The following is a 6,726-nucleotide window of genomic DNA, read 5'->3' as shown; positions in this document are numbered from 1 at the left end:
GGATGACCAGCGAATACAACGAAACCAAGAATCTCGCGCTGCACGGCACAGTGGGGCCCTGAGAAACTTGCATCTTCTCAGCTCCACTCCGTCCATTGGGTCTTTACCTGTTGCGAGAGGGAACGAAATGCAGATTGGATTTATAGGTTGTTGGCTACTCCCGTTTGGTGGAAGCTGATGAGGTTGCGACGCTTGTATTGCTGCAGACGTTCAGGGCCGAAAATGGAAGTGTTGGACCCGTTCAGGGAATGGCAGGCTCTTAAGCCCAGGGGCGTGCATCATATCGTATTGGACCTGGTCTTTGTCCGTACTGCCGGTCACAGACTTTGCATAACCCTGACAAGGTGACCTAGATCGGTTGGCTTTCCCAAGTTCAGAACGCCGCTAAAAATGGGGTAACGAGCAAGCTCGCGGGGAGAGACGGCGCTTGCGAGGATGAACGGCACCCCTAACGACTTCAAGTGCAGTGCGACGGGCGACACTGTCTCACTGCCTAAAGTGACATCAAGGACGGCCGCATGAGGGCGCTTCTTACTTACGAGATCCAAGGCATGATTTACTGAACCCGCTGGTCCCAGCACTTCAAACCCACCCCCAACCAAAGCGCGCTTCAGTTCGATGGCAAGGAGATATTCGTCCTCGACGACAAGAACCGTTCTGCGTTCGACATCTGCGGGAGGTGCGTTCATGCCGGTCTACATTGGCAAGTTAAAGGTCGCAGCTAAACCTTCAGGGAGGAGGTTGAGTTCCATTGATCCGCCAAGATGGGCGATCATTCCTTCGATCAGTTCGCTGCCATATCCTTTTCGGCTTGGTGTTTTCACGGGCAGTCCGTCCACCTCGCGCCACTCGCATTTCAAGTAGGTTCGGTCCCTCGGTCCATTTTCCACCGACCACGTCAGTTGCAGTCTGCCGCCGTCGGTCGCCAGGCCGCCATACTTCGCTGCATTGGTCGCCAGTTCGTGAAATATCATGCTCGTCGAGACAACTTTTGATGCCGTGATCGTTACCGATGGTCCATCGCACTTGAGCCGATTTGCAGCTAAAGAGCCAACCGATCGCCGAACAAGCGTTTCAAAATCGATGGCCTCGGCAGACGCGGCTATCTCCTGGGCGCGGAGTGTTACATCGAGCCGCGCAAGGAAGGTGTCACGGTATTCGGTAACGGTCTGACCCTCCGCCTGTGTCTCATTGGCTAGCGCCCGCACGACGGCAAAGAGGTTCTTCATTCGATGCCGCATTTCCGAAATGATGAAATCTTGCTCGGCTTCGTGACGCTGGGTCTGCGTAACGTCGTCGAAGATGACAAGAATACTCGTGCTGTTGTCGTCGGGATGAACAAGTCGCCGCGCATCAACGAGGAAGGTTCGCTTGCCAATTGTGGGAAAGTCATGGGTTACCTGAAAGCCGACAACAGCCGCCGCTTTAGGAATAACCTCGGAAATAAGCAGCTTCAGTTCGGGAATGTCCCACTGCCCGTCGCCAAGCTGGAAGAAGTTCTGTCCGATGATGTCATCCCGCTCGGCCCCAAAGGACTTTATAAAGGCGGGGTTTGCGGTCGTAACGCACATGCCATGATCCAGAACGACGACCGGCTGGGTCATCGTATCGACGATCCCTTGCGCCTGAACATGGCCCATCCTCAACAAACGGTACAGGTCTTCTAACATCATCATTCAACGTCCACCGGAGAGCGCGGGCATGCTAATTAATTACTACGACGGGCGGGTTTGGCAAGGATTGCCACGCGGTTGTAGGGGGAAAGGTCATTCGAAGCGCTTGAGGATCTCCCGGGCCTGAAGGTCCCGGTCATTCATGAGATCGACCAGATCGATTGCCTCTTGGTGTGATAGAGCATCAAGGGGGACGTCGCGGACGACCACCGGCCAGCCTGTAAAAGTATCGATTGCCGACCATAACCCAACAAACGTGCTGCTTCTTGCTAGGTAATAGCGGGGTGTGACATTGTCATCCGTCAATACACAGTCCTCGAGTCAGCAGCTAAGCGCGCGAGTTGGAATTGGAAGCTTCCGAACTGTTCGGGCGGCAAATAGTTCCCATTGCAGCAGAACCGGGGCTGTTTTATTTTTACCCTCATCGCCCGTTCGGGTAACTGGGACCAAAGTCCTACAGGTTACGGAAAGCCGAAGAACGACACCCGCCTGAGCTTCCTCGTGGTCACCGTCCCTAGGCTTAAGAGTTAGACGTGGCGCTGTTTGCGCGACGTTCCCGGCTGTTCATCAATGCAACCAGATCATTAGCCTCGCGGCTCGAAAGGCTGGTCAACGCGACACCTTCCACTATCGCCGGAAGCCTCGTGTGCAAATCAACAACGGCCCTTTTTCCTCCGTTGGTGATGCTCGGTTCGACGCGATATCTGGCGCTCTGCTGATCGATAACCACGGCGTGCGACGTAGGACACTCCACAACGGGCGATAATTCTCTCTCAATCTAAACCGGGCTTTGCGGCCAATGATAGAGCCGATGGCTTCGGCCGCCTGGACGGAGCTCGGTATAGGTACAAAGTCCTACACAGAAACTCGAAAGCGTTCACTGCAGAGAAAAAATGCCCCGCACGTACGCAATAAGAAGCGAGGCAGTCAGAGGTGGGGATGCTCGATGGGCGAGCACGGCGATAAACTCATTCCGAGAGGATCGGTTCCGCAGAGCTTGGAGCTTAGGCCAAGGACTGATTTAACGCAGCCCTTGGCCGAGGATCTCTCGACCCCACGCCGCGTCCCGAGTTCGACGCCCAGACACGATACCGTCTGGGGCGCTGAAAAGATCTCGCTTAGTTAATGAACCGTATGGCCAGCATTAGGCGGTCGCCTCGCGTTGGTGGGGAAGCTCTATGATAGCAAGATGTGTCTTGGACGAACCCGGTGCCCGCTGGACCCTCAATGATGATTTCATTTTCTTTGCCAAAATACTTGTACACGGCATCTACACTTGCGCGAACCGAGCCAATCAGCATCCTTAGGGGCTTTCGGTTGTGTGAGCGCTTCATCATCACGTGTGCACCGGAATAGCGATCCGTGTCGGTAATATAGAAGCTGGCGTATAGGAGATTGTAGCCATCAACATCATAATGGTAGTCTATGACGATATGCTTCAGGTGACGTCTTTCCTCATCGTCCATAGGTGAGCCGAAACTCCAGTGAAGTAAGGCTATGATCTTTCGGGGTTCGTGTCCGAAGTACTCGCGGACGATCGAACGCAAAACCGGGTCATCAATCAGCCTCTGAACCGCTGGACAGCGTTCCGGGTTCGAAACCCCACCAACCGGCATGCGCCTGCCGTCAGCTGCTGTTCCGTCCGAAACGTCTGAGTAACGGAAGGTAGGGCCATTCGGATCGTAGATCGCATGCAAAGGCTGGCGTAACGCGAATTCCTTGATTTCCTCCACGACGTAGGCGGGAAGGTTGAGACCAACAAACACAGCCTCTTTGCGGATGCTCTTTACAATCTCGGGAACATCGGCAGCCGGAAAGAGCGTCGGGAAGCTCCACGTGCCTGCTCTCCATTGAGGTGGTTGGAAATACTCTGCCGCTCGGCGCGCCGCACTGTAAGCGATTCGGATTGAGTGAAACCGGCCAAAGACGTATGTGGAATCCTTCGACAGTGCTTTCGTTACCAAGGTTGCCAAAGTCACGTTCTTCTCCTCTGAGTACCCCACCCCAAGGTTCTTTCGATCGGTGCATTGTGCGCCATTTCGCGCCGGAATCATCATCTCCGGCCAGCAACTTAAGGGGTATTTTAGCTCGATTCCGCCTAGCCCTATTGCCGGATTGCCCGAAGAGTCGGTACCGCTCGCAGGGTAGGGCTCAGTCGGCGCGTTGAAGGCCAGGTTCTCGTCAGCTTCACGTCGCACACATACATGCTCCTGAACCTCCGCTCGATGGTTTCTGGCTATTAGCTCTGATGAAAAAAGAAAAAGCCCCGCCTGAATTGGAGCAGGCGGGGCTTTCGTTCGAGGAAAACAAAGAAGGGCGTTCATCTCCTTCCCGCTCGCCTAACAAGCCGCTTCAGCTTTGGTTCCCGTCATCCATCGCACAGAGTGCGTCCAGCAGCGGCCCAAAAAGCGTCCTGCTAAGGGCAAGCGCGCGACGCGCCCGAAGGTTGCAATCCCTTCTACGGTTATAGGGGAAACTGTCAGTATGACTGGCAGTACGACGCTGCCTGAAACCGGTTTGGCAGGTGCGATGGTCGGGTCACGGTGGATTCCGAAGGTCTATCCCGGGATCTGTTGTTGCCGTCGGCGGGCTGCGACCACTACGGTCCTCCTTAGCGCTACCCCAACTCTGGGCTGGAGCAGCAAGCGGATATCGATACCACGGCCGGCGAGCCGTTGCCTATTCGCGCTCGGGCCTGGCGAGAGACCACGCAGAGAAGTGGAGTTGCGGCAACTATGCAACATGAAGGTGAATACCGCCTGCGATTGCTGTCTTTCTTGCCAGGCTTGGGTGTTCACTAAGGCCGCAACGCCTTAGGTTTTAACTCGAACTAAATTAGCACTTATTCGAGGAACCCGCACATGCGCTACCGCACTTATCTTCTGACGGCAGTCCTTTTATCGACCGTGTCCTTGTCGGCCGGGCAAGCTGCCGATCTGGTTGCTCCAACTGAACAGCCGGTTCTTGCCCCGTCGACGTCGGGCTTTTACATCGGCAGCGTCAGCACGATTAACTTCCTTGATGACACCGGCTTTGATGTTCTTGGCGTGAGAGTGTCGACCGACTACGACGTCGGTTTTTACACCGCGCTCCGTGCCGGCTATGATTTCGGAGCGGCAGGTTGGGTGTCTCCAAGGCTCGAACTTGAGCTAGGGTACGGCACAGCGTCCGTCGACGAGCACAGCGTTGCGGGCTTAGGGACTGTCGACTCGATCGACTCCTTTGGTGACGCTCGGACCTTTCAGGGCTACGTCAACGGCTTTATCGACATTCCATTATCGCAGGGCGGCGGCGCTTTTAGCGCTATCAAACCATACGTCGGAGGCGGCGTTGGCTTTATGAACCTGGAACTGCGCAGACAGGGCGTTGCGGGTGTTGCGACACTGATGGACGACAGCGACACGGCTTTTGCCTACCATCTCGACGCAGGTGTCGGTATCGACATTCAGGGGCTGGGACTGTTCACAAATACGTCGTTGTTTCAGAATACAACGTTTGAAGTTGGATATAGGTACACCGCGGCGGATACCTTCGATCTCACTGCTCGTGATGGCACTACGTCGAGCACGGATTTCTCCAGCAATTCCGTAACGATCGGCTTCCGCAAGCAGTTCTGATCGTTGCGCGCGTAATCTCAGCCGCAATGTAGACCGTTGGGCTCGTCAGAAACTGGATCGGCGGGCCCTTTGCAATGAAAGCTTCAGCCACCGCAACCTCAGCTTGGTCGCAAGTTACGGTGTCAACTACCCTATGGTGCGTGCTCAGGCCGTTAGGCAAAAGCGCCCAATGTTCCCAACTTCAGTTTTTCTGCCGCAGCTTGTTGCGACCCACCATCAGGACGCGGATGAGTGTGACGCCATCTGGCAGAGGACCTAAGACGTCATATCCAATGACCGGTTGAATGTTTTCGATGAGGCCGCGTTATCTGGCAATTGTGGTGCGGCGCACCGCCTGCACCAGCTCCGGGCAACGCCTGCTAAACCTCTGTTCGCCACCGTACGCGAACAAGCCGGTGGTTAAAACGTTTATCAGCTGGGCCAACGACGGCGAGATGTTGCGACGCACGCTATGCTCTCCCATGGAACCAGCGGCGTAAAAAAGACCACGACGTGCCGCTGGCGCGTGGCTGAGAGCGTCTGCCCGACGGGACAGTTTGACAGGTAGGGCCAACAATCAAGCCTGAAACGTCATCTACGAGACTTAGAGACTTATTCGCGCCTATTTTCCAATGGGGTCGGCAAAAAACTGTAATGAAATCCTGAAACGAGGTTTGATGTCCGCGAAAATCTTGGTCATTTTCCTGCATGGAATTGGAGCCTCGGGCAGCCAACTCCTGCCATTGGCGTCCTCATGGCGATCCACATTGCCCGACGCTCGCTTCGCCACGCCTAACGCACCCTACCTTCGTAGCCAAGGTCACCAATGGTTCAGCGTTGAGGGCAATCCGCTCTCCCCGGATCGAATCCGGACTGTTCGCGGTGCTTTCGATGCGTTGATCAACGGCATTTTGAAAACCGAAGGCTTTCAGGAGGCTCATCATCGAGTAGCCTTCGTCGGGGTCTCCCAGGGCGCGATTATCGCTCTAGATGGAATTGCCTCAGGACGATGGCAGATCGGCGCATTGGTGTCATTTGCTGGACTGCTACCGCCACAACCGGTTTCCAGTGACAGCAAAAGCACGCCCATTCTCCTGGTTCATGGGCAAAATGACAGGTCTATACCGGCGGCGACCTCCACAAGCGCGGCTATGCAACTCCGCATTGCAGGCTTCAAGGTAGAACTTGATATCGAACCTGGCGTCGGCCACACCATTTCCCAAACAGGCGCCAGGAGGGCACTGGCCTTTCTCCAAAAATCCCTCGCCTAGGGGCAGCTCAGCTCGCGGGCAACACAATAGCACGCGCGCCGCAACGTGCTCCGACGCGCTACGAACAGCCAGGATGGTGCGATCGTGTTCGACTGCCGATATGGGGAGGGAGGGCGACAAAGAAGCTTGCCAATTGATCTTTAAACCGGGGGACACCGGCCACCAATTTTCGCTAGCGGCCGGTGT

At 55.5% G+C, this 6,726-nt stretch carries 6 protein-coding genes; 2 read left to right on the top strand and 4 right to left on the bottom strand.

Going from position 1 to position 6,726, the window contains the following annotated elements:
- Window positions 1-317: 317 nt before the first annotated feature.
- The 4 genes from RGCCGE502_RS21785 to RGCCGE502_RS21770 all read right to left on the bottom strand — a co-directional run bounded on the left by RGCCGE502_RS21785 (window position 318) and on the right by RGCCGE502_RS21770 (window position 3,997).
- Complete coding sequence (locus RGCCGE502_RS21785) at window positions 318-689, bottom strand: response regulator (RefSeq protein ID WP_016556361.1); 372 nt, start codon at window positions 687-689, stop codon at window positions 318-320.
- A 6-nt stretch (window positions 690-695) separates the two neighbouring features.
- Window positions 696-1,676, bottom strand: coding sequence for a PAS domain-containing protein (locus tag RGCCGE502_RS21780; protein ID WP_341875049.1), 981 nt, complete (start codon window positions 1,674-1,676; stop codon window positions 696-698).
- 90 nt (window positions 1,677-1,766) lie between these two features.
- Window positions 1,767-1,979, bottom strand: a complete 213-nt coding sequence (locus RGCCGE502_RS21775) for a hypothetical protein (protein WP_019280274.1) — start codon at window positions 1,977-1,979, stop codon at window positions 1,767-1,769.
- An 812-nt stretch (window positions 1,980-2,791) separates the two neighbouring features.
- A complete protein-coding gene (locus tag RGCCGE502_RS21770; RefSeq protein WP_019280273.1) occupies window positions 2,792-3,997 on the bottom strand; it encodes a hypothetical protein in 1,206 nt (401 codons plus the stop codon).
- Between the two features lie 537 nt (window positions 3,998-4,534).
- Here RGCCGE502_RS21770 and RGCCGE502_RS21765 point away from each other — a divergent pair.
- Window positions 4,535-5,290 (top strand): outer membrane protein, encoded by a 756-nt coding sequence (locus RGCCGE502_RS21765; RefSeq protein WP_016556358.1) that lies wholly within the window; start codon window positions 4,535-4,537, stop codon window positions 5,288-5,290.
- Between the two features lie 656 nt (window positions 5,291-5,946).
- Entirely contained in the window at window positions 5,947-6,540 is a 594-nt protein-coding gene (locus RGCCGE502_RS21760; protein ID WP_019280272.1) for an alpha/beta hydrolase, read from the top strand.
- Window positions 6,541-6,726: the final 186 nt, after the last annotated feature.

This window comes from Rhizobium grahamii CCGE 502 (genome assembly GCF_000298315.2).
Lineage (GTDB): Bacteria > Pseudomonadota > Alphaproteobacteria > Rhizobiales > Rhizobiaceae > Rhizobium > Rhizobium grahamii.
The sequence above is the reverse complement of the archived record's forward strand: the minus strand, read 5'-3'. Positions and strand labels throughout refer to the sequence as shown.